This window comes from Ruegeria sp. AF7 (genome assembly GCF_056541885.1).
In genome coordinates this window covers 704178-725810 of the sequence record NZ_JBQFYX010000001.1, presented here as the reverse complement: position 1 = coordinate 725810, position 21633 = coordinate 704178, and the positions used below count along the sequence as shown (strand labels likewise).

General features: G+C 55.9%; 21 protein-coding genes and 3 tRNA genes. 13 read left to right on the top strand and 11 right to left on the bottom strand.

All coding sequences use genetic code 11. The annotated features are described in order from the left end of the window. The first annotated feature begins 9 nt into the window (after positions 1-9). The 4 genes from ACR0AP_RS03670 (at position 10) to ACR0AP_RS03655 (ending at position 3040) form a co-directional block, all read left to right on the top strand. A complete protein-coding gene (locus tag ACR0AP_RS03670; protein WP_209504065.1) occupies positions 10-687 on the top strand; it encodes a TRAP transporter small permease in 678 nt (225 codons plus the stop codon). After that, positions 687-2063 (top strand): TRAP transporter large permease, encoded by a 1377-nt coding sequence (locus ACR0AP_RS03665; protein ID WP_480505350.1) that lies wholly within the window; start codon positions 687-689, stop codon positions 2061-2063. Before ACR0AP_RS03670 ends, ACR0AP_RS03665 begins: the two co-directional genes overlap by 1 nt. A 153-nt stretch (positions 2064-2216) precedes the next feature. After that, positions 2217-2528 (top strand): DMT family transporter, encoded by a 312-nt coding sequence (locus ACR0AP_RS03660; RefSeq protein ID WP_480505348.1) that lies wholly within the window; start codon positions 2217-2219, stop codon positions 2526-2528. 65 nt (positions 2529-2593) lie between these two features. After that, positions 2594-3040: a nucleoside deaminase gene (locus ACR0AP_RS03655; RefSeq protein WP_480505346.1), complete on the top strand. Its 447-nt coding sequence runs from the start codon at positions 2594-2596 to the stop codon at positions 3038-3040. A gap of 9 nt (positions 3041-3049) precedes the next feature. On the opposite strand, the gene tpiA is transcribed toward ACR0AP_RS03655, so the two are convergent. Together tpiA and ACR0AP_RS03645 are read right to left on the bottom strand one after the other, a co-directional pair. Beyond that, a complete protein-coding gene (gene tpiA, locus ACR0AP_RS03650) occupies positions 3050-3799 on the bottom strand; it encodes a triose-phosphate isomerase (protein WP_480505344.1) in 750 nt (249 codons plus the stop codon). Positions 3800-3948: 149 nt separating this feature from the next. Then, on the bottom strand, positions 3949-4314 hold the full coding sequence (locus ACR0AP_RS03645; RefSeq protein WP_480505343.1) for a HesB/IscA family protein: 366 nt from the start codon (positions 4312-4314) through the stop codon (positions 3949-3951). A gap of 217 nt (positions 4315-4531) precedes the next feature. Between ACR0AP_RS03645 and ACR0AP_RS03640 the strand changes: the two genes are divergently transcribed. After that, complete coding sequence (locus ACR0AP_RS03640) at positions 4532-4873, top strand: hypothetical protein (RefSeq protein WP_480505341.1); 342 nt, start codon at positions 4532-4534, stop codon at positions 4871-4873. 229 nt (positions 4874-5102) lie between these two features. Here the strand turns inward: ACR0AP_RS03640 and ACR0AP_RS03635 are convergent, their stop codons facing one another. The 3 genes from ACR0AP_RS03635 to ACR0AP_RS03625 all read right to left on the bottom strand — a co-directional run bounded on the left by ACR0AP_RS03635 (position 5103) and on the right by ACR0AP_RS03625 (position 6728). Further along, positions 5103-5465 (bottom strand): SUF system Fe-S cluster assembly protein, encoded by a 363-nt coding sequence (locus ACR0AP_RS03635; protein ID WP_267364500.1) that lies wholly within the window; start codon positions 5463-5465, stop codon positions 5103-5105. Between the two features lie 94 nt (positions 5466-5559). After that, positions 5560-5838: an NfeD family protein gene (locus ACR0AP_RS03630; RefSeq protein WP_480505339.1), complete on the bottom strand. Its 279-nt coding sequence runs from the start codon at positions 5836-5838 to the stop codon at positions 5560-5562. Further along, entirely contained in the window at positions 5838-6728 is an 891-nt protein-coding gene (locus tag ACR0AP_RS03625; RefSeq protein ID WP_480505338.1) for an SPFH domain-containing protein, read from the bottom strand. The genes ACR0AP_RS03630 and ACR0AP_RS03625 overlap by 1 nt, the downstream gene beginning before the upstream one ends. 175 nt (positions 6729-6903) lie before the next feature. On the opposite strand from ACR0AP_RS03625, the gene ACR0AP_RS03620 reads away from it, so the two are divergent. The 3 genes from ACR0AP_RS03620 (at position 6904) to lon (ending at position 11697) form a co-directional block, all read left to right on the top strand. After that, a complete protein-coding gene (locus tag ACR0AP_RS03620) occupies positions 6904-7815 on the top strand; it encodes a nucleoside hydrolase (protein WP_480505337.1) in 912 nt (303 codons plus the stop codon). A gap of 63 nt (positions 7816-7878) precedes the next feature. Continuing rightward, positions 7879-9009, top strand: coding sequence for a tRNA guanosine(34) transglycosylase Tgt (gene tgt / locus ACR0AP_RS03615; RefSeq protein WP_480505335.1), 1131 nt, complete (start codon positions 7879-7881; stop codon positions 9007-9009). Positions 9010-9288: 279 nt separating this feature from the next. Continuing rightward, entirely contained in the window at positions 9289-11697 is a 2409-nt protein-coding gene (gene lon, locus ACR0AP_RS03610; protein WP_480485761.1) for an endopeptidase La, read from the top strand. Between the two features lie 138 nt (positions 11698-11835). Here lon and ACR0AP_RS03605 read toward each other — a convergent pair. Beyond that, positions 11836-11910: transfer RNA gene (locus ACR0AP_RS03605), tRNA-Val, on the bottom strand. 181 nt (positions 11911-12091) lie between these two features. Between ACR0AP_RS03605 and ACR0AP_RS03600 the strand changes: the two genes are divergently transcribed. From ACR0AP_RS03600 to uvrA, 3 genes are all read left to right on the top strand, one after another. Beyond that, positions 12092-12168: transfer RNA gene (locus ACR0AP_RS03600), tRNA-Asp, on the top strand. 45 nt (positions 12169-12213) lie between these two features. Next, positions 12214-12290: transfer RNA gene (locus ACR0AP_RS03595), tRNA-Asp, on the top strand. 177 nt (positions 12291-12467) lie between these two features. After that, positions 12468-15326 (top strand): excinuclease ABC subunit UvrA, encoded by a 2859-nt coding sequence (gene uvrA / locus ACR0AP_RS03590; RefSeq protein WP_480505334.1) that lies wholly within the window; start codon positions 12468-12470, stop codon positions 15324-15326. Between the two features lie 16 nt (positions 15327-15342). On the opposite strand, the gene ACR0AP_RS03585 is transcribed toward uvrA, so the two are convergent. The 5 genes from ACR0AP_RS03585 to ACR0AP_RS03565 all read right to left on the bottom strand — a co-directional run bounded on the left by ACR0AP_RS03585 (position 15343) and on the right by ACR0AP_RS03565 (position 20066). Continuing rightward, positions 15343-15666 carry a hypothetical protein gene (locus tag ACR0AP_RS03585; protein ID WP_209504052.1) on the bottom strand — a complete coding sequence of 108 codons (324 nt, stop codon included), beginning with the start codon at positions 15664-15666 and terminating at the stop codon, positions 15343-15345. Between the two features lie 107 nt (positions 15667-15773). Next, complete coding sequence (mmsB, locus tag ACR0AP_RS03580; RefSeq protein WP_480505332.1) at positions 15774-16646, bottom strand: 3-hydroxyisobutyrate dehydrogenase; 873 nt, start codon at positions 16644-16646, stop codon at positions 15774-15776. Positions 16647-16649: 3 nt separating this feature from the next. Continuing rightward, entirely contained in the window at positions 16650-17690 is a 1041-nt protein-coding gene (locus ACR0AP_RS03575; protein WP_480505330.1) for a 3-hydroxyisobutyryl-CoA hydrolase, read from the bottom strand. A 7-nt stretch (positions 17691-17697) separates the two neighbouring features. Continuing rightward, on the bottom strand, positions 17698-18840 hold the full coding sequence (locus ACR0AP_RS03570) for an acyl-CoA dehydrogenase family protein (protein ID WP_480505328.1): 1143 nt from the start codon (positions 18838-18840) through the stop codon (positions 17698-17700). A gap of 110 nt (positions 18841-18950) precedes the next feature. Then, on the bottom strand, positions 18951-20066 hold the full coding sequence (locus ACR0AP_RS03565) for a carboxylate-amine ligase (protein ID WP_480505326.1): 1116 nt from the start codon (positions 20064-20066) through the stop codon (positions 18951-18953). Between the two features lie 137 nt (positions 20067-20203). Here ACR0AP_RS03565 and ACR0AP_RS03560 point away from each other — a divergent pair, with 137 nt between their 5' ends. Both ACR0AP_RS03560 and ACR0AP_RS03555 read left to right on the top strand, forming a co-directional pair. Beyond that, positions 20204-21055: a class I SAM-dependent methyltransferase gene (locus ACR0AP_RS03560; RefSeq protein ID WP_480485756.1), complete on the top strand. Its 852-nt coding sequence runs from the start codon at positions 20204-20206 to the stop codon at positions 21053-21055. 71 nt (positions 21056-21126) lie between these two features. Further along, the gene (locus ACR0AP_RS03555; protein ID WP_480485754.1) at positions 21127-21603 is read left to right on the top strand and encodes a fasciclin domain-containing protein; all 477 of its coding nucleotides are present in this window, start codon (positions 21127-21129) and stop codon (positions 21601-21603) included. Positions 21604-21633: the final 30 nt, after the last annotated feature.

Here is a 21633-nt window from a genome sequence, read left to right as displayed (position 1 = left end):
GACTGAAAGATGTCTGGTGCGAACTCCGGCCAGGGCGGGCTGATCGACCATATCGAAGAAACCCTGATCGCGTTGCTTTTGGGCCTTATGACGGTCGTTACATTTGCCAACGTGATTGCGCGGTTTGTCTTTAATTCCAATATCCTATGGGCACTTGAGTTGACAGTGTTCACGTTTGGCTGGCTGGTGCTCCTGGGCGCGTCTTACGCAGTCAAGAAACATGCTCATCTGGGCGTGGATGCAATCCTGAACATGCTGGCGCCAGCACCGAGGCGCCTAATGGCGCTGGTCTCGGTTGGATGCTGTCTGGTGTTTTCTCTGCTGATGCTCAAAGGGGCATATGATTATTGGGCCGTCTTTGCAGATCTGCCGCCAACATCGGGCCGCTGGTTCCCTACCGGGTTTGATTTCGGCGCACGCAGCCAGAGTTTCTACGAGGTAGACGACATCCCCATGGTCGCGCCGCTGCGCTTTCTGGAAGACCTGATCAACTATGGCGAGGGGTATGAAAAACTGCCCAAGGTCGTACCTTACCTGGTTCTGCCGGTATCCATGCTGCTGCTCGTGATCCGGTTTACGCAGGTCGCCGTTCAAATTTGGCGTGGTGAGACCGATCGCCTTGTCGCCAGCCACGAAGTCGAGGACGAGATTGAGGAAGTCCGCGCACAACAAGGGGTGCATGACTGATGGACGTTATCCTTCTTTTCTCGATGGTCATCGGCCTGCTGCTGATCGGCGTTCCGATTGCGGTTGCACTTGGCCTCAGCTCGACCCTGTTCCTGCTGATCTATTCCGACAGTTCGCTAGCTTCAGTCGCAGGCACGCTGTTCGAGGCGTTCGAGGGGCATTTCACCCTGTTGGCGATCCCGTTTTTCATTCTTGCCTCGTCCTTCATGACGACGGGCGGTGTGGCGCGCCGGATCATCCGTTTCTCGATTGCTTGCGTGGGGCATCTGCCCGGCGGTCTGGCGATTGCGGGTGTGTTTGCTTGTATGCTGTTTGCCGCGTTGTCAGGATCGTCCCCGGCCACGGTTGTAGCTATCGGGTCGATCGTCATCGCAGGTATGCGCCAGGTTGGGTATTCCAAGGAGTTTGCCGCCGGTGTGATCTGTAACGCGGGTACGCTGGGCATCCTGATCCCACCGTCCATCGTGATGGTTGTGTATGCCGCCGCCGTCGAAGTTTCAGTTGGGCGCATGTTTCTGGCTGGCGTTATTCCCGGTCTGATGGCTGGCTTCATGCTGATGATCACCATCTATGTCATGGCAAAGGTCAAGAACCTGCCCAAGGGTGAATGGAAGGGGTGGGGTGAGGTCTTTACCTCGGCCCGCGAGGCCGGTTGGGGCCTGTTCCTGATCGTTATCATTCTGGGTGGTATTTATGGGGGTATCTTTACCCCGACCGAGGCTGCCGCGGTTGCTGCCGTCTATGCCTTTTTCATCGCCAGTTTCGTCTACAAGGACATGGGTCCGCTGAGTACGGAAGGGGACGCACAGAACCTGCCGCTGCTGAAAAAGCCTTACGCGTTGGTCACGGCGTTCTTTCACCCCGATACCAAGCATACACTGTTCGAGGCGGGCAAGCTGACGGTGACGCTGTTGTTCGTGATCGCCAACGCGCTGATCCTTAAGCATGTTCTGACGGACGAACAGGTGCCGCAGCATATCGCCGAGGCGATGCTGACCGCAGGGCTAGGGCCGGTGGCGTTCCTGATCGTTGTGAACGTGATCCTGCTGATCGGTGGTCAGTTTATGGAGCCGTCGGGCCTGTTGGTGATCGTCGCACCGCTGGTGTTCCCGATTGCCATCGAGTTGGGCATTGATCCGATCCATCTGGGCATCATTATGGTGGTGAACATGGAAATCGGAATGATTACGCCTCCGGTTGGTCTAAACCTGTTCGTAACCTCGGGCGTTGCAGGTATGCCGATGATGAGCGTTGTTAGGGCAGCGCTGCCGTTCCTCGCTGTTCTCTTCGTCTTCCTGATTATGGTGACGTATATTCCGTGGATCTCGACATTCCTGCCCAACACCTTCATGGGCCCGGAAATCATAACCAATTAGGTGGTTTGACGATGCACGTAGCCGGGCGGTTTCGACTGCCCGGCTTTTTCGTATCTTGAACCCCGGCATCAAGTGCTTAACTAGGGTTCAGAGGACGACCTCCCCATAATGGGACATCTTTCGGGACGACCCGAACGAATACGAGGTTGTCTTATGCCCTGGGTATTCCTTCTATTTGCTGGCCTGTTGGAAATCGTCTGGGCCGTAGCGATGAAGCAATCGGCTGGTTTCACCCGATTGTGGCCTACGGCCTTGATGGTGCTTTCGATGATCGGGTCTTTCGGTCTTCTGGCGCTGGCGATGCGGGACCTGCCGTTGGGCACAGCTTATACCATCTGGACGGGTATTGGTGCAGTGGGGGCGTTCTGTGTCGGTATCCTGTTTCTGGGTGAAGCCCTATACCCTGCGCGGATTCTCGCGGCCCTTCTGATCGTGTCAGGTCTTATCGTGATGAAGTTGTCGTGAGGCCGTCATTGACCAAGTCTTTGCGCTTGGGCAGGGTTTGGGAAACACGGGAAATGGAGACCGGAATGTTGACCGAGACCGACAAGCGCTTGCTACGCGTGGCTTATGACGAGGCCAAAGCCGGGTTTGATGAAGGTGGATGCCCGATCGGGTCAGTTCTGACGCGGGGTGGCGATATTGTTTCACAAGGGCGCAATCAACGTGTACAGGGCGGGGATCCGATCGCACATGGCGAAATGGATGCCTTGCGCAAAGCGGGACGTCAGAAAACCTACCGGGATACGGTTCTTTACACGTCATTGTCACCTTGCATGATGTGCTCGGGCACTATCGTTCAGTTTGGTATCCCGCGTGTGGTGATCGGCGATACCCAAAACTTTGGTGGCAACGAAGACTTTCTGCGCGACCGCGGCGTCGAGGTGGTGATAGCCAACGATCCCGATTGTATCGCGCTGATGCAGCGGTTCATCGAAGAAAAGCCAGAGCTTTGGGCCGAAGATATTGCCGAGTAAAGGCGAATCCTAGGCGCTCTCCAGTGCCTGAATAATGCCCGTGAAATCCCTGGCCTTCAGGCTGGCGCCGCCCACAAGCGCACCATCGACATTTGAAACCGCAAAGATCTCCGCCGCGTTGGAGGGTTTGACTGAACCGCCATACAGAAGTCGGACAGAGCGACCCACACCTTCGCCAAAGCGGCGCTCTAGCCGGGCGCGGATGAAGTCGTGAACTTCCCCAATCTCATCAAGCGTCGGAACCTTGCCGGTGCCGATGGCCCAGATCGGCTCATAAGCAATGATCAGGTTCTCGCCGGTTGCCTGATCCGGGATCGACCCCGACATCTGACCGCCGATTATGTCGAGCGTGTTGGCCGCCTCGCGTTGCTCCAGACTTTCGCCTACGCAAATGATCGCTTTTAACCCCGCGTCCATCGCTGCACGGGCCTTGGCGCGTATATCCTCGTCATGCTCTTCATGGTCTACGCGACGTTCGGAATGACCCAGGATGACTGACGTCGCGCCCGCGTCCAGCAGCATCTCGGCGCTGATATCGCCTGTATGCGCGCCCGCGCTTGCCGCGTGACAATCCTGCCCACCAACGGTGACTGCTGACCCGCGTACGGTGTCTGCGGCACGGCTGAGCAATGTTGCCGGAGGGCAGATGAGTATATCGACCGAAGCGTCTGGGTGAGACTTGCACAGTGCTTCAAGCTCGCTCAGCGCAGCACCGGTTCCGTTCATTTTCCAGTTTCCTGCCGCAAGCCTGCGCCGCATACCCGTATCTCCCTGATCATTCGATGATTTAGGATGCGGATAGCATTGTCGACGCGATCTTACAATTCCACGGATCGGGTGGGTTCACGCGCTTTGATCGACAACACGGCGTTCGGGCGGGCCCGTGTCACGGGATTATCCGGCGCAAACTAGGATTGCTGCGTGATGCTTTCATCGAATTTGATGGATTCACCGCAACCGCAGGCGTCGACAACATTCGGGTTCCTGAACTTGAAACCTGATTCCAGCAACGACACCTCGTAATCGATTTCAGTCCCGAACAGGAACATCTGCGCCATTGGCGCGATCATGACGCGTGCTCCATCCTGTTCGACAACTTCATCATGCGGATCAGCCTGATCGACATATTCCATGGTATATTCCATGCCTGCACAGCCGCCTTTCTTGACGCCAATGCGCAAGCCAGCGTGGCCACCCGAGTTCATCAGGCGGATGATTTGTTCTGCGGCTTTAGGCGTCATGGTCACAGCCTGCTTGCCGGGAATGCCGAACATGTAAGTCTCCGTTGTCGCGCGTTGCGTTTAATTTAGGGCTCAGGAGGTCAAGGCTCAAGACGGTGTGTTATAAAGAGTTTTATCCGGATGAAACAACCCGGCATTCAGAATGGGTTCGCTGAAGATATCCAACTGTGAGACCGTGGAACTGAATGGGTTCAAGTTGGTCAGCCGTTAACTCGGTTTGCTTTGAAATACTATCAGAAAGGATAATATTGTGAATGAGTTACAGGCGATTGTTAATTCGATCTTGATGCGCGCGGTGCTTACCATTGCAGTTCTTCTGTTTGTTCCGGATGATGCGGCGGCCACCAATGATGGAGAGAGGCATCCAGTAAACTGCGCGACCGCCGAGGGCGATTTGCGCGCCATCGCGGCCGAGAAAAAGCACGCGCAGGACCAACAGTTGGAAAGTGTTGCTGCCATTACTCCTGCCGGGGCACTTTTGGGGCTGGTCACAGGAACGGAACACAAACGGCTGCAAATGCTGTCGGGGGACTACATCAATCAACTTGACGCCAGATCTGCGAAAATCAAAAAGACCTGCAATTTGAACTGATTACCCGACGTTCGGTTATCTGGGTAAGAAAAGGACCGTTCTCGGGCAAGAACGGTCCGTGTTTCGGGGCCGGAACTCGGGGGGGCGGTCAAATCATGTCTGGCCCGAGGCGACACTGATTGGTGCCGTCCACAGGTCTTTTCCTGCAACATTGTGACAGGGACAGCACGAGCAGGTAACAAAAACGCCAATGTTTTGTGACAAGTACCCGGGAAACTGTGGCAGGTGCCTACATAAATCCCAGTTCCAGACGTGCTTCGTCTGACATCATCTCCATACCCCAGGGCGGCTCCCAGGTCAGTTCCACGTCAACCTCTTTGACGCCTGCAACAGGCTCGATCGCTTCCATGATCCATCCGGGCATGTCGCCGGCAACCGGGCATCCGGGGGCTGTCAGCGTCATGATCACCTTCACGGCGTTGTCCGAGGAAATGTCGATCGTGTAGATCAGGCCGAGGTCATAGATGTTCACCGGGATTTCCGGATCGTAGACCGTGCGACACGCCTCGACCACGGGCTCGTACAGGGGGTGCTCAATGGTTGACGGCGCAATCAGCGGTGTGCCTTCAAACTGTTCGCTCGGGTGAGTCATCTTTGCCTCGGGTCAGTTGCCTGAGCGATTATATAGGGAATAGGAGCAACAGGGTCCAGTAGGGCGGCGGCGCCGATTGGGGCGCCGCGGCAATTTAGTCGTTGATGTCGTGGTTGAAAGTTTTGACCTGACCGTTCGGCAACGCAAACAGTTTCCGCAAAACAAGCCACGCAATCAGTGACATCACTGCAAAGATCAGCGCCAACACGTTCAAAGACAGAGCCATTCCGGATACGGCAAGGATAAGGCCCGTGACTGCGGCTCCGATTGCAAAGCCCAGAAAAATGAACCCTGGCAGGACAATCTCAAGGATACCCAGCGCCAATGCGGCGGCGAGCCAGATCCACCAGGTCAACCAGAATGGGTCTGCCATCATTTTCCTCCTTTTAGCATTTTGAATGCATCACCAAAGGCTTCCAGTGCGTTGGCAGGCACAACAATAGTTTGCTTGCCAGTACCGTTTCCAAGCGCATTCAGGGCTTCAACCTGCTTCAAGGCAACCTGATACTGGGCCGCTTCTATGCCGTTATCCTGAATGGCCTTGGCGACCACACCTGTGGCATAAGCTTCGGCTTCGGCCTGAATGCGCCGCGCCTTGGCGGTTTGTTCCGCCGCATAAAGCTCGGCGTCGGCATGCAGCTCGACTGCGCGCTTCTTGCCCTCGGCTTCTGTCACCTGCGCACGACGGGCGCGTTCGGCGTTCAGCTGTTGAAGCATGGCGTCACGGGTGGCCTGATCCAGATTTACGTCCAGAATCTCGGCGCGGGTGACTTCGATGCCCCAGTCATCGACAGCTGTTTCAACGCTTTCCTGAATACGCGTGATCAGTTGGGACCGGTTCGACTGAACCTCATCCAGATCCATCTTACCAATCTCGGCGCGAACGATCCCGGCGACAGTGGTGGCAATCGCGCCATCTACATCGCGAATCCGGTAAACCGTCTTTTCAGGTTCGAGAATACGGTAGAAGACCGATGTATCGATCTGCACCAAAACGTTGTCCTTGGTGATTGCGTCCTGCGTCGCGTTTGGCAGCTGGCGTTCCAGGATCGAGATCTTGTGGCGCGCAACGTCCAGCAGCGGAACGATAAAGTTGATGCCGGGGCCAAGTACGGAATGCAGGCGCCCAAACCGTTCAACCACATATTTTTCGGACTGTGGTACAATCTTGATGCCTTTGAAAATGATAAAAACTACCAGCACTGCTGCCAGCAGGTAAATGATGTTCGACGAAAGCAATCCGATGATTTGGTCTTCGGTCATTCTGTCCTCTTTTTGTTGTGTACTATAGTATACATGTGGCGATTGAATCGCTCGATTTCAACTCTGGTATGAGGGGAAAGCAGCGTCATGCAAATGCCCAGGTAGTGAAACGCGGCATTGAAAATTAGTGCTGTGACCGCTTTGCATCCCTGATTGTTTGCGATATCGGGCTTGGATGAAAATGATAATCGATACAGATCCTGGCATCGATGATGCCATGGCAATCGCCTATGCCGCCGCAGCGCCCGAGATCGAGCTGATCGGCCTGACCACCGTGTTCGGAAACACGCATGTTCACCAATCCAGCCGCAATGCCCGGTTCCTGCTTGATAAGCTGGGTCTGGATCTGCCTGTCGCGGAAGGGGCTGCGGTTGCCTTGGGTGCCGATACGCATTCGCCATCCGAGCATGTGCATGGCCCCGAAGGATTCGGTGACCTGACTGATATACCCGAGATCGGAAGAAACCACGCTCTGCCAGCTGCGGAATTTCTGGTCGATATGGCACGAACCCATAAGAAAAAGCTGGTGGTTTGCGCCGTGGGCCCCCTGACCAACATCGCCAACGCTATTCGTCTGGATCCGGAATTTGCCGGGAATCTTGGGCGTTTGGTGATCATGGGCGGCGCTGTGTACTGCCCGGGCAATATAACCAACCATGCCGAGGCCAACATCTACCATGATGCTATTGCGGCTGAAGAGGTCTTTGCCACACCGCCGGATACCGTACTTGTCGGTTTGGATGTTACGCTGAAAACGCTTTACGAGACTGCGGATTTCGAAAGCCTGGCAATGCGATCACCTGACATGGGATCCTTTCTGCGCGATATCTCACGCTTTTACCTGAAGTTCTACAAGGACGTCGGTGGTCTGGAAGGCTGCGGCCTGCACGATTCGACCGCTGTGATTGCTTGTTCTCACGGTGCCATGTTCGACATGGTTGAAACAGGTCTTCGGGTTGTCACCGAAGGCGACCAGAAGGGGGCGACGCAACCTGACCCGGAACGTCCCACAGTTCGGGTCTGCCGCGATGTGGATGGGGCAGGGGTTGTGCAGCTGTTTACAGACCGTGTTGCCTCGCTACCCTGACGGGTTGCAAAGACCGGTCGGATCGGGCAAAGCCTGCCCGGTTCGGTGACCCGAGGCGATGACATGACCCAGCACTTTTCATTTGAACTTAAGGCCACAGACGGCAAAGCCCGGACGGGTGTGATCAGCACACCGCGCGGCGACGTTCGAACGCCTGCCTTTATGCCGGTTGGCACTGCGGCAACGGTCAAGGCGATGATGCCGGAAAGCGTTCGGGCGACAGGTGCAGACATCCTTCTGGGGAACACCTATCACCTGATGTTGCGCCCGACCGCTGAGCGTATTGATCGACTGGGTGGACTGCACAAATTCATGAACTGGGATCGGCCCATTCTGACAGATTCCGGCGGATTTCAGGTCATGTCGCTGGCCGGTTTGCGCAAGCTGACTGAAAAGGGCGTGACCTTTAAATCCCATATTGACGGGTCAAAGCACGAATTGACGCCGGAACGGTCGATGGAGATTCAGCGCCTTCTGGGGTCGGACATTGTCATGTGTTTCGACGAATGCCCCGCGTTGCCAGCTGATCGTGATCGCATTGCCGAGTCGATGCGCCTGTCGATGCGTTGGGCCGAACGGTCGCGTGATGCGTTCGGCGATCGTCCGGGGCATGCGCTTTTTGGCATCATGCAAGGTGGGTTAGAAAAAGACCTGCGCGAAGAAAGCGCCGAGGCGCTGAAATCTATCGGTTTCGAGGGCTATGCAGTTGGTGGCCTAGCCGTCGGCGAAGGGCAGGAGGCCATGTTCTCTTGTCTCGATTATGCCCCCGAGTTTCTGCCATCGGACAAGCCGCGCTATCTGATGGGCGTCGGCAAGCCCGACGATATCGTCGGTGCCGTTGCCCGCGGGATCGACATGATGGACTGCGTGTTGCCCTCGCGGTCCGGGCGTACAGGGCAGGTTTTCACCCGCTACGGCGTGGTGAACATCAAAAATGCCCGTCACGCAGATGATCCGCGCCCGCTGGACGCGCAGTGCACTTGCCCGGCCTGTTCGAATTACTCTCGCGCTTATTTGCACCACGTGTTCCGCGCGAATGAGATGATCTCCGGCATGTTGCTGACATGGCATAACCTGCATTATTTTCAGGAGATCATGGCCGGCATGCGCGACGCGATTGCGGAGGGTGCGTTCGAAGCCTGGCAGGCCGATTTCCACGCGCAGCGCGCGCAGGGGGATATCGAACCGCTGTGAAATTTTGCCCCCTCCAAGGCGAAAACGGCCAGTTCTGCGCGGTCGGGCTGTTTTCCGGCGACTGATCGCGCAAGAGCGGGGTGTATTCTACTATTTTGGTGGATATGTTCCCGGCACGCCTTGCAGTCCGCCAAACCTCGGTTCATTCTGATTGGTGATACATGGCGATAAGGTTGAAAATGGGCGATGAGGCCCCACCTTTATCGTCCAAGACAGGAGACGGTCAAATGTTGCCTCGATGAGGGACAAGTACCGTCTTGCCAACGATAAGGATAGAGCATGCAAGAGCCTCTGAATTCCTCCTACCCCGTCCTGCCGCTGCGCGATATTGTGGTGTTCCCACATATGATCGTGCCGCTTTTCGTAGGCCGTGACAAATCGGTCCGCGCGCTGGAAGAGGTGATGCAGGATGACAAGCAAATTCTGTTGTCCAGCCAGGTCGATCCCGGTGTTGACGACCCTGATGAAGAAGGCATCTACCGCACCGGCGTTCTGGCCAATGTGCTGCAACTGCTGAAGCTGCCCGATGGCACAGTAAAGGTACTGGTCGAAGGGCAGGCGCGTGTTCAGATCACCGAGTTTCTGGAAAACGAAGAGTTTTTCGAAGCCCGCGCAGAATACCTGACCGAAATTCCCGGCGACGTCACCACGACCGAAGCGCTGTTGCGCACTGTCGCGGATGAGTTCGAGCGTTACGCCAAAGTGCGCAAGAACATCCCGGAAGAGGCACTGACCGCAGTAGGAGATACAACCGAGCCTGCGAAACTGGCCGACCTTGTGTCGGGGCATCTGGGCATCGAAGTCGAACAAAAGCAAGAGCTTCTGGAAACCCTTAGCGTCAGCGAGCGGCTTGAGAAGGTCTATGGCCTGATGCAGGGCGAGATGTCTGTTCTGCAGGTCGAGAAGAAGATCAAGACCCGCGTCAAATCCCAGATGGAGAAGACGCAGCGTGAATATTATCTGAATGAGCAGATGAAGGCCATTCAGAAGGAACTTGGCGATGGCGAGGACGGCAGCAACGAAGTTGCTGAACTGGAAGCCAAAATCGCCGAGACCAAACTGTCGAAAGAAGCGCGGGAAAAGGCCGAGGGCGAGCTTAAGAAGCTCAAGAACATGTCGCCCATGTCGGCCGAAGCCACAGTTGTGCGCAACTATCTGGATTGGATTCTTGCTCTGCCTTGGGGCACCAAGTCCCGTGTCAAAAAGGATCTGGGCCGCGCGCAGGAGATTCTGGACGCCGACCATTATGGGCTTGAGAAGGTCAAGGAACGGATCGTTGAATACCTTGCGGTTCAACAGCGCTCGAAAAAGCTGAAAGGGCCGATTCTGTGCCTTGTCGGTCCTCCGGGCGTCGGTAAAACATCGCTGGGTAAGTCGGTTGCGAAGGCAACCGGGCGCGAGTTCATTCGCATCTCATTGGGTGGTGTACGCGACGAATCCGAAATCCGGGGCCATCGTCGGACTTATATTGGCTCGATGCCCGGCAAGATCATTCAGGCGTTGAAGAAGGCGAAAACAACGAACCCGCTGATTTTGTTGGATGAAATCGACAAGATGGGGCAGGATTTCCGGGGTGACCCGGCATCCGCGATGCTTGAGGTGCTGGACCCCGAACAGAACAACACGTTCATGGATCATTATCTTGAGGTTGAATATGACCTGTCCAACGTGATGTTTCTGACCACGTCGAACAGCTACAACATGCCCGGGCCCCTGCTTGACCGGATGGAGATCATCCCGTTGGCCGGTTACACCGAGGACGAAAAGCGTGAGATCGCCAAGCAGCACCTGATCAGCAAACAGGTCAAGAACCATGGTTTGAAAGCCAAGGAATTCGAACTGACCGATGAGGCGCTGCAAAAGATCATCCGCACCTATACCCGTGAGGCGGGCGTACGGAACCTTGAACGTGAAATCGCCAAGGTTGCGCGCAAATCGCTGACCAAGATCATCAAGAAGGACGCGGAAACCGTTAAGGTCACACCCGAAAACCTGCAAGATTTCCTGGGTGTGCCGAAATTCCGTTATGGCCTGGCCGAGCAGGACGATCAGGTTGGTGTTGTCACCGGTCTTGCCTGGACATCAGTGGGTGGCGACCTGTTGCATATCGAAGCGTTGAAACTGCCCGGCAAAGGGCGGATGAAGACGACCGGTAAGCTGGGCGATGTGATGAAGGAATCCATCGACGCCGCTTCGTCCTATGTGCGTTCGATTTCACCTCAGATCGGGGTAAAGCCGCCGCAGTTTGACAAGATCGACATTCACGTTCACGTACCGGATGGCGCGACACCCAAGGATGGCCCATCGGCTGGTCTGGCCATGGTCACGTCGATTGTCTCGGTTCTGACTGGTATTCCCGTTCGGAAAGACATTGCTATGACCGGCGAAGTCTCACTGCGCGGGAATGCGATGCCAATTGGTGGTTTGAAAGAAAAACTGCTGGCCGCGCTGCGTGGTGGGATAAAGACCGTTTTGATCCCGGAAGAGAATGAAAAGGATCTGGCGGATATCCCGGACAACGTCAAAGAAGGGCTGAAGATCATCCCGGTCAAACATGTCTCGGAAGTTCTGGAACATGCTTTGGTGCGTAAACCGGAACCGATCGAATGGGACGAAGCCGCGGAAGAGGCCGCAGCAGCGGCGGCCGCGTCGCCCGGTAATACCGGACCTTCCGCAACCGCGCATTAAGGCTTTGGTGAGTCAACAAAAGGCGAAGCAATAGCTTCGCCTTTTTTGTTGGGGGATGTAGTGAAGACCGCACCATGCAGCGCCAAGACGCTGCATGAAACCAGCGTTTCATTTTGGGCATCGGTGTGCTCTGGAAAATGGTGGGTGATAACGGATTTGAACCGCTGACATCTTCGATGTGAACGAAGCGCTCTACCACTGAGCTAATCACCCATGGGACGGGGTGATATCTTTCCCGAAGGTTGGCTGCAAGGGAAATAGAACCCGCGGCATCCGCAAAAAATCGCGCCGTATACAAAAATCTGGAATCTGGCAAAAAACTTGAAAACGCCGCTTGACGCTGCCCGAGCGTAGCCATAATACACCCAAACGTTCAGCAATGAACATGCAGCGGGCGGTTGTAGCTCAGTTGGTTAGAGTACCGGCCTGTCACGCCGGGGGTCGCGGGTTCGAGCCCCGTCAACCGCGCCATCGCTGCCATCCTTGGTCCAGGCAAAAGGCCACGAAAATAGATGCGCGGTTGTAGCTCAGTTGGTTAGAGTACCGGCCTGTCACGCCGGGGGTCGCGGGTTCGAGCCCCGTCAACCGCGCCATTTTCCTCCTCAAAAAGATCAACGGTTGCGCCATTTCTGGCAACTTTTTGCAATCCTGTGTTCATTGCAGGTGCTAATCGGCGAAATTTCGATTGTTCACTAAATGTTCTAACTTTTCTGTTGGAGTCTTGGTCTGGCTCGCCTATCTCTTAACCACTTGTTTGTTGGGGGCCGCATATGGCTGAGCTGAAGAATATCGAGGTGCGCGGCGCGCGCGAACATAACCTCAAAGGTATAGACGTTGATATCCCTCGGGATCACTTGGTGGTCATCACCGGACTGTCGGGTTCGGGGAAGTCCTCATTGGCGTTTGACACCATCTATGCAGAAGGCCAGCGCCGGTATGTCGAAAGCCTTTCGGCCTATGCCCGGCAATTCCTGGATATGATGGAAAAGCCGGATGTCGACCATATCAGCGGCCTGTCTCCGGCAATTTCGATTGAACAAAAGACGACGTCCAAGAACCCGCGTTCAACTGTTGGCACGGTAACCGAAATCTATGACTATCTGCGTCTGTTGTTTGCCCGCGCTGGAACGCCCTACAGCCCAGCCACCGGGCAGCCGATTGAGGCGCAGCAGGTGCAGGACATGGTCGACCGGATCATGACAATGGAAGACGGCACGCGCGGCTATCTTCTTGCCCCCATCGTGCGCGACAGGAAGGGTGAGTACAAAAAAGAATTCCTGGAGCTGCGCAAACAGGGTTTCCAACGCGTCAAGGTAGACGGAGAGTTCTACGAACTGGATCAACCGCCAGTGTTGGATAAGAAATTCCGCCACGATATCGATGTGGTTGTTGATCGACTGGTTGTGCGGGAAGGTATGGAAACGCGCTTGGCCGACAGTCTGCGCACCGCTCTGGATCTGGCCGACGGGATTGCCATATTGGAAACCGCCCCGCGTGAGGGTGATCCGGAACGCATCACATTCAGCGAGAATTTTGCCTGCCCGGTCAGTGGTTTCACCATTCCCGAAATCGAACCACGCCTGTTTTCGTTCAACGCGCCCTTCGGTGCCTGCCCGGATTGTGACGGTCTCGGGGTCGAGTTGTTCTTCGATGAGCGCCTTGTGGTGCCGGACCAGACGCTGAAACTCTACGATGGTGCTTTGGCCCCATGGCGCAAGGGTAAATCCCCTTATTTCCTGCAAACCATCGAGGCCATTGCGCGCCATTACGAGTTTGACAAGAACACGCCCTGGAAAGACCTGCCTAAAAATGTGCAGGAGGTCTTTCTGCGTGGGTCCGGGGATGATGAAATTCAATTCCGGTACGACGAAGGCGGGCGTGTCTATCAGGTGACCCGCAGCTTTGAAGGCGTGATCCCGAATATGGAACGCCGGTACCGCGAAACCGACAGTGCGTGGATTCGTGAGGAATTTGAACGATATCAAAACAATCGTCCCTGCGGTGCCTGCGAAGGCTACAGGCTGCGGGCCGAAGCGCTGGCGGTAAAGATCGCCGGGTTGCATGTGGGGCAGGTGGTGCAGATGTCGATCCGTGAGGCTTTGGCGTGGATCGAAGATGCGCCCAACCACCTGAGCGCCCAGAAAAACGAAATTGCCCGCGCCATCCTCAAGGAAATTCGCGAGCGACTTGGTTTCCTGAATAACGTTGGTTTGGAATACCTTACGCTGTCCCGTTCAAGCGGAACGCTGTCAGGAGGCGAAAGCCAGCGTATTCGTCTGGCCAGTCAGATCGGCTCGGGGCTGACCGGGGTCCTCTATGTGCTGGATGAGCCTTCGATCGGACTGCATCAGCGTGACAATGACCGGCTTCTGGATACGCTCAAGAACCTGAGGGATCAGGGCAATACGGTGATCGTTGTAGAACATGACGAGGAAGCCATCCGCGAGGCTGACTATGTTTTCGACATCGGTCCGGGGGCAGGTGTGCATGGCGGTCAGGTGGTCAGTCACGGAACGCCTGCGCAAATCGCGGCAGATGCGGCCTCCATTACCGGGCAGTACCTGGCAGGAACGCGTGAAATCGCGGTTCCGGTGCAGCGTCGGAAGGGGAAGAAGCAGAAAGTCACGGTGGTCAAGGCCACGGGCAACAACCTGAAGAATGTCACAGCCGAATTCCCCTTGGGCAAATTTGTTTGTGTCACCGGTGTGTCGGGCGGGGGTAAATCAACCCTCACGATTGAGACATTGTTCAAAACCGCGTCAATGCGGCTGAACGGGGCACGTCAGACACCAGCACCCTGTGAAACCATCAAGGGGCTGGAACACCTCGATAAGGTCATCGACATCGACCAGCGCCCCATTGGGCGAACGCCGCGTTCAAACCCGGCGACTTACACCGGGGCCTTCACCCCGATCCGAGATTGGTTTGCCGGGTTACCTGAGGCTAAGGCACGCGGGTACAAACCCGGTCGCTTCAGCTTTAACGTCAAAGGCGGGCGGTGTGAGGCTTGTCAAGGTGACGGTGTCATCAAGATCGAGATGCACTTTCTGCCTGACGTCTACGTGACTTGCGAAACCTGCAAGGGAGCGCGGTACAACCGCGAGACGCTTGAGATCAAGTTCAAGGGCAAATCCATCGCGGATGTGCTTGATATGACAGTGGAAGATGCGCAGGAGTTCTTTAAGGCCGTGCCCTCAATCCGGGACAAAATGGACGCCCTTGCGCGTGTGGGTCTTGGCTATATCAAGGTGGGTCAACAAGCCACGACTTTGTCAGGTGGCGAGGCGCAGCGGGTAAAGCTGTCAAAGGAACTGTCAAAGCGTTCAACCGGACGAACGCTCTATATTCTAGACGAACCGACAACAGGTCTGCATTTCGAAGATGTTCGCAAGCTGTTGGAATTGCTGCACGAACTTGTCGATCAAGGCAATACGGTCGTGGTGATTGAGCATAATCTGGACGTGGTTAAAACTGCGGATCATATCATCGACATTGGACCCGAAGGTGGTGATGGCGGTGGCGAAATCGTCGCCACTGGAACACCGGAAGACATAGCCGACGTTGAACGCAGCCACACCGGGCGATACCTGAAGCCGATGCTGAAAGGGGCGCGCGTCGCGGCAGAATAAGTGCCCAGACGCGGCCTCAGTTCAGGATATCTGCGATCGCGCCAATCAGGTTCAATACTTTGCGTGTCTCGGGGTCGACCCGGTACACATAATCACCGGCACGGACATAAGAGTAGTTTCGGTTCAACCCATAGCGATAAGGGTCATTGATCCAACGGTAATCATTGGTAATGAAGTCACCATCGCGATAGATTTTCTTTGCCTGACCAGGCGGCACGCAGGGAACGGATTTCTTGGCCAGACCCGGAGGGCAATGCCCGGCCTTGTTCTTTGCAACCGCGGCAACCGGGGAAAGGGCCAAAGCCGCCAGAGTTGCCGTCGTTACCAAAAATCTCGTCATGTCGCCGTCCTTTGCGAATTGGCCAGCCGGGCCTTTTGTTCATGACTGCCTAGATGGTCGCTTGCCCAAGATCTGTCAAATCGTTGGGCAAGATGCCGCCAGTTGTTTCAGTCACGTCCGCGGTTTTCGAACCGTGGCAACATGGCACTGAAATCGCGTCCCTTGCCATCTTCGTTCTCGACAAATTGCTCATAAAGCGCGGTGGCCGCCTGACCCATCGGTGTATCTGCATCTGCACTCTCAGCCGCCTGCTGGCTGAGGCGCAGGTCCTTCAGCATCAGCTCGGCCGCAAAACCGGGGGCGTACCCATTGTCGGCCGGGCTTTGCGGGCCGACACCGGGGGCAGGGCAATAGGCGTTCATCGTCCAGCTGTATCCGGACGACGTACTTACCACGTCAAACATCTTCTGCCGGTCCAGACCCAGTTTGTCGGCCAAAGCGAAGGCTTCACAGGTTGCAATCATGGTGACACCAAGGATCATGTTATTGCAGATTTTGGCAGCTTGACCGGCACCGGCCTCACCACAGTGAACAGCTTTCTGCCCCATGATGTCGAACAGAGGGGATGCCTTGGCAAACGCGGCTTCTGATCCGCCAGCCATGAAGGTCAGCGTGCCAGCCGCAGCACCACCGATGCCGCCAGAAACTGGCGCGTCTACGGACAACAGTCCGGCGTTGATGGCCTGATCCGCAACTGCCCGCGCGCTTTCCACATCAACTGTCGAGCAATCGATTAGCACGGCACCTTGTGCCATTGCAGGAATGATCTGATCCGCAACGGCCCTCAGAATCGCACCGTTTGGCAGCATCGTGATGACAGCATCGGCCGTTGCAACAGCTTCCGAAGCGGTTGCGGCCTGAGTTACCCCTTCAACCGTCACGCCTGCTGTGTCAAAGCCAATAACCTGATGACCGGCTTTTGCAAGATTGGCCGCCATTGGCGCGCCCATGTTTCCCAGTCCGATGAAACCGATTTGCATCTCTTAATCCTCTTCGAAAGTCAGGGCGTCCGCACCCAGTGGCTGCAGCATTTTCGACACGGCCACCAGAGGGACGTTCATGTCAGGAAACTGCCAGTTCGGATTGCGATCCTTGTCGATGATCTGCGCGCGGATGCCTTCCAGAAAATCGCCATGCTCCATCGCGCGGTGGGTGAAACGATACTCCATCTCCAGAGCTCGGCGTATGCTCAGAGAAGGGGAGCGCAGGCGATGAAGAGCCTCGATTGTGCAAGCCACGGAAAGCGGCGCGTTTTTCCTCAGCATGCCCAGAGTTTTCGCCGAAAACTCACTGTCGTCGCTGCGCAGACTGTTCAGAACGTCGCCAAGGGTTTCACCGGAAAAATGCTGATCGATTTGGGCCTTCAAGTTCACCAATTCACCATCAGTCGGTGTATCGGCGTGGTCAGCCAACAGCTCAGCGTTTCCAGAGGCTTCGAGCAACTCGATCAGATCGGACCATTGTGATTGCGGGATGAAAAGGTCGGCAAACCCTGCATAGATCGCATCCGCAGGCCCCATCCGATAGCCCGTTGTTCCCAGAAACTCACCCGCGCGTCCAGGTGCAAGGGCCAGCATCAACGAGCCGCCGACATCCGGCACCAGTCCGATGGAGCATTCTGGCATGGCAATCTTTGCGCTTTCTCCCACAATGCGATGGCTGCCATGGCATCCGATGCCAACACCGCCGCCCATCGCGAACCCCTGAAGAAAGCTGATGACCGGTTTAGGATATTCGAAGATCAGGGCATTCAGACGGTATTCGTCACGCCAGAATTTCTGACCGTAAGAAAAATCACCCTTGGTGCCGGTTTCATAAAGTTCAGCAATATCACCGCCCGCGCAGAAGGCCTTTTCCCCTTCGGCGTCCAGGATGATCAGGTCAATCTCATCGTCCTCGCGCCAGTTGCGCAGCGCTGTGTCGATAGCCATGCACATGTCATAGGTCATCGCGTTCAGCGCATGAGGACGGGTCAGGGTGATACGCCCGGCACGGCCTGTGGTGCGGATATCGATATCTGACATGGGCGCCTCAGCGATTGGCAAGCAATTGGCGTGATACAATCACACGCATGATCTCGTTCGTGCCTTCCAATATCTGGTGTACACGAAGATCACGCACAAGCTTTTCGATGCCGTAATCCGCAAGATAGCCATAACCGCCATGCAATTGCAGGCACTGGTCCACAACTTTCGATCCAGTCTCGGTAACGAACTTCTTGGCCATGGCGCAGAACTTCGTGGCATCCGGCGCGCCCTGATCCAGCTTCCAGGCTGCCTGCCGAAGGAACGTACGCGCGGCCTGCAATTCGATCTCCATATCCGCCAGACGAAACTGAAGGGCCTGAAACTGGTCGATGGATTGGCCAAAAGCCTTTCGTTCGGACATGTATTGCAGCGTCATATCCAGCCCGGCCTGAGCGGCGCCAAGCGAGCAGGCAGAAATGTTAAGCCGTCCGCCATCCAACCCCATCATCGCATATTTGAATCCGTCACCTTCCGCGCCCACAAGGTTTCCGGCCGGTATCTTGCAATCGTCGAACTGAACTTGCGCGGTGGGTTGGCTTTTCCAGCCCATCTTCTGCTCGAGCGCCCCGAAGCTGAGGCCGGGCGTGCCGTCTTCAACGTAAACGGTCGAAATCCCTTTGGGCCCGTCCTGGCCGGTACGCACCATACAGACGTAAGCGTCGGAATATCCGCCGCCTGAAATGAAGGCCTTTGTTCCGTTCAGCGTATAGCCTTCGTTGGTCCGTTCGGCGCGTGTTTTCAGCGCTGCCGCATCCGATCCAGAACCGGGCTCGGTCAGGCAATAACTCAACACAGTTTTCAAGTTCAGAACATCGGGCATGATGCGCGCCTTGAGGTCATCGTCGGCAAAGTTGTCGAGCATCTTGGCGCACATATTATGGATCGACAGGAACGCCGCGACCGACGGGCAGGCCATCGATAGGGCCTCAAAAACCAGAGTTGCATCCAGACGGGTCAGGTTTGACCCACCGCTGGCCTCGGACACGTAAAGGGCGCCGAAGCCAAGCTCTCCGATTTGGGGCCACAAGGCTTTGGGGATTGTTCCTTCAGCCTCCCATTGCCGGGCAAAAGGGGCGATATGTTCCTGCCCAAAGGCATGTGCCATGTCGAAAATGGCTGTTTGTTCCTCGCTGAGTGCGAAATCCATGGCGCTCCCTCCCATCGGCAATGAATTGAACAGTTGTTTATTTCTGAATTCTTACAGAAATTTTGCAGGTTCAACAATGGCTCTGGGCAGGGGACTGTTGTCGCCACTGTCTAAAGATCCGCGTGGAACTCTTCGATCAGGTGGCGCACGACGGCCTTGCCGGGATCTTCCCCGCGCGCGGCAGCCTCGGCATGAACGCGACGTTGGCGTGTGGCCGAGGTGCCGTTTTCGGCGATCTGCCGCAGCCGGGCCAGATCCGACATTGTACCCAGTGCCTCGGCATCTTCGGCCAGCAATCCCATCAGATCACCGATCAAATCGGACATGGGTTTGATCGAGCGATCGCCGAAATCGATCAATCCTTCGCCCACACCGTATCGCTGCGCGCGCCAGCGATTTTCACCTATCAGAAAGCGATCATATTGCCGCCAGCGCAAGTTGCGATCTTTCAAGCGGCACAACATTCGCGTCAACGCCTGCACAAGGGCGGCCAGTGAAAGCGTGTGCTCCAACCTTGGTTGGACATCCATAATCCGCGTTTCAAGTGTTGGAAAGCGATGCGAGGGGCGAAGATCCCACCAGATCTTTGTGGTATCTTCAATGACCCCCAGTTCAATCAAAATTCCCGTGGTGCGTTCATATTCGCCCCAGCTTGCAAAGACCGGCGGCAGACCGGTGCGCGGCAGATTGTCAAAGACGGTCAGACGGTACGACGACAGGCCCGTATCTTCGCCGTTCCAGAAAGGCGAGGACGTCGACAACGCCAAAAGATGCGGCAAAAAGTACGACAATTGCGGCATCAGATCAGAACGCAAGGCTTGGCTTTCAACCCCGACATGAACATGCATTCCGCAGATCAGCATCCGGCGGGCCACACCCCCCAGCGCGTGTTGCAGCGCATCATAGCGTTCCTTTCGAGTGTGATGCTGATCCTTCCAGTTCGCAAAAGGGTGGCACGACACGGCTATTGGCGACAGGTTATATTCCGCGGCCCGTTCCGAAACACAGGAGCGCAGGCGTTTCAGGTCCTCGCGCGCTGAAGCGATGGTTGTATGTGGGCGGGTGCCGACTTCGATCTGGCATTGCAGGAATTCGGGGCTGACCTGTCCTTCGAAATCATTCTGACAGGCTTCCATCAACGCTTCGGGAGCTTCGGACAATTGGAGGCTGTCGCGGTCTACAAGAAGGTATTCTTCTTCGATCCCGATCGTGAATTCCTGCTGCATGGCGGCCCTCGCGGTAGTTATTTTGATCAGTGAATACGGAAATTTTCTTTTTGCCAAGGGTTTGCCCGGCTTGTCCTTGCAGAGGAACGACCAGCAAAGGTATGGAATAACGCAGCAAAGACCACGGAGCCAGCGACTTGAAACCCAGAAAATTCCCGCAGATCAACGCCGCCCTGGATGAGCTGGGTGTGAAACTGGTCGACAAGGTCACCGAACAGGATGAGCGCGCGCGGCTGGAAGCTTTTGAGGCTGCCGGAGGTCTGACGCGCCCCGTCTATGCTTTGTCGCCGGGAATGGATGGGTTTGATATTTCGCAACTGGTCAGTGAATACGCCGCGCATAAGCATGCGCTGGACGCGCTGAAGGATCCTGAGCGCAATCAGACCGGCTATCGTGCTGGAAACGGCTATTACGACAGCCCCGACGCGGATGCCTTGTATCTGATGATCCGACGCTTTCAACCCCGGCGGGTGATTGAGGTTGGATGCGGAAACTCGACCAGAGTAACCCGGCAGGCGGTCATCGATGGCGGGTTTGACACCAACATTACGGCAATTGATCCGTATCCCCGCGCTGACATCGCCCAAGTTGTTGATCGGTTCGAACAAAAACGGCTGGAGGACGCCGACCCGGCGCTGTTTTCAGAGCTAGAAGCCGGCGACATCCTGTTCATCGACTCCAGCCATGTTGTTCGGATGAGCAACGACGTCGCGCACTTGTTCTGCCGCATCATTCCGACACTGAAGCCCGGAGTGGTGATCCATGTGCACGATGTTTTTCTGCCCTACGAATACCCCAAGCGGTTCTTTTATGACTGTCCGGGTTGGGGCGAGCAGTACATGTTGCACGCTTTGCTGCAATCTGGCGCGTATTCAATGCTTTGGCCGGGATATTACCTGCAACAGGATCGACCCGATGCCGTCGCCAATTTCCCCTTTTTGGCTGAAGGGCGCGCTCAAAGCATCTGGGTACAGCTAAAAGAAAAATGAATTCAGACTGATCCGGCGTGACGATAGCCCCGTACCCCTTTCCATAACAAGCTGGAGAGGAGAAGACAGCCATGTTTCGTCGTACTTTTATGGGTGCCGCCGCCGCATTTGCATTTGCCATGCCGGTCAAGGCGCAGGCTGCGGATATCGTTGATACCGCTGTAGCGGCCGGATCGTTCAACACGTTGGTTGCCGCAGTTCAAGCTGCAGGTTTGGTAGATACCCTGAAAGGAAAAGGTCCATTCACCGTCTTTGCCCCAACAGACGAAGCGTTTGCCGCTTTACCCGAAGGCACGGTGGAAACGTTGTTGTTGCCGGAGAACAAAGATCAACTCGTGTCAATCCTTACGTACCATGTTGTACCAGCCAAGGTGATGTCCGGCGACATAGCTGGCAAGCGCGCGAAGGTTCTGACTGTACAGGGTGATCGGCTGAGCGTGAATGCCAAAAACGGCGTCAAAGTGAATGACGCCAAGGTCATACAGGCGGATATCGAAGCCAGCAATGGCGTGATCCACGTGGTTGACGCTGTTATCCTGCCGGAATGATGCTCTGCTCCTCAAGAAATCAAAGCCCCG

Coding starts and splice junctions, on each gene's coding strand:
- ACR0AP_RS03670 (WP_209504065.1), top strand. CDS start 10: ATGTCTGGTGCGAACTCCGGCCAGGGCGGGCTGATCGACCATATCGAA.
- ACR0AP_RS03665 (WP_480505350.1), top strand. CDS start 687: ATGGACGTTATCCTTCTTTTCTCGATGGTCATCGGCCTGCTGCTGATC.
- ACR0AP_RS03660 (WP_480505348.1), top strand. CDS start 2,217: ATGCCCTGGGTATTCCTTCTATTTGCTGGCCTGTTGGAAATCGTCTGG.
- ACR0AP_RS03655 (WP_480505346.1), top strand. CDS start 2,594: ATGTTGACCGAGACCGACAAGCGCTTGCTACGCGTGGCTTATGACGAG.
- tpiA (WP_480505344.1), bottom strand. CDS start 3,799: ATGCGGCGCAGGCTTGCGGCAGGAAACTGGAAAATGAACGGAACCGGT.
- ACR0AP_RS03645 (WP_480505343.1), bottom strand. CDS start 4,314: ATGTTCGGCATTCCCGGCAAGCAGGCTGTGACCATGACGCCTAAAGCC.
- ACR0AP_RS03635 (WP_267364500.1), bottom strand. CDS start 5,465: ATGACTCACCCGAGCGAACAGTTTGAAGGCACACCGCTGATTGCGCCG.
- ACR0AP_RS03630 (WP_480505339.1), bottom strand. CDS start 5,838: ATGGCAGACCCATTCTGGTTGACCTGGTGGATCTGGCTCGCCGCCGCA.
- ACR0AP_RS03625 (WP_480505338.1), bottom strand. CDS start 6,728: ATGACCGAAGACCAAATCATCGGATTGCTTTCGTCGAACATCATTTAC.
- ACR0AP_RS03620 (WP_480505337.1), top strand. CDS start 6,904: ATGAAAATGATAATCGATACAGATCCTGGCATCGATGATGCCATGGCA.
- tgt (WP_480505335.1), top strand. CDS start 7,879: ATGACCCAGCACTTTTCATTTGAACTTAAGGCCACAGACGGCAAAGCC.
- lon (WP_480485761.1), top strand. CDS start 9,289: ATGCAAGAGCCTCTGAATTCCTCCTACCCCGTCCTGCCGCTGCGCGAT.
- uvrA (WP_480505334.1), top strand. CDS start 12,468: ATGGCTGAGCTGAAGAATATCGAGGTGCGCGGCGCGCGCGAACATAAC.
- ACR0AP_RS03585 (WP_209504052.1), bottom strand. CDS start 15,666: ATGACGAGATTTTTGGTAACGACGGCAACTCTGGCGGCTTTGGCCCTT.
- mmsB (WP_480505332.1), bottom strand. CDS start 16,646: ATGCAAATCGGTTTCATCGGACTGGGAAACATGGGCGCGCCAATGGCG.
- ACR0AP_RS03575 (WP_480505330.1), bottom strand. CDS start 17,690: ATGTCAGATATCGATATCCGCACCACAGGCCGTGCCGGGCGTATCACC.
- ACR0AP_RS03570 (WP_480505328.1), bottom strand. CDS start 18,840: ATGGATTTCGCACTCAGCGAGGAACAAACAGCCATTTTCGACATGGCA.
- ACR0AP_RS03565 (WP_480505326.1), bottom strand. CDS start 20,066: ATGCAGCAGGAATTCACGATCGGGATCGAAGAAGAATACCTTCTTGTA.
- ACR0AP_RS03555 (WP_480485754.1), top strand. CDS start 21,127: ATGTTTCGTCGTACTTTTATGGGTGCCGCCGCCGCATTTGCATTTGCC.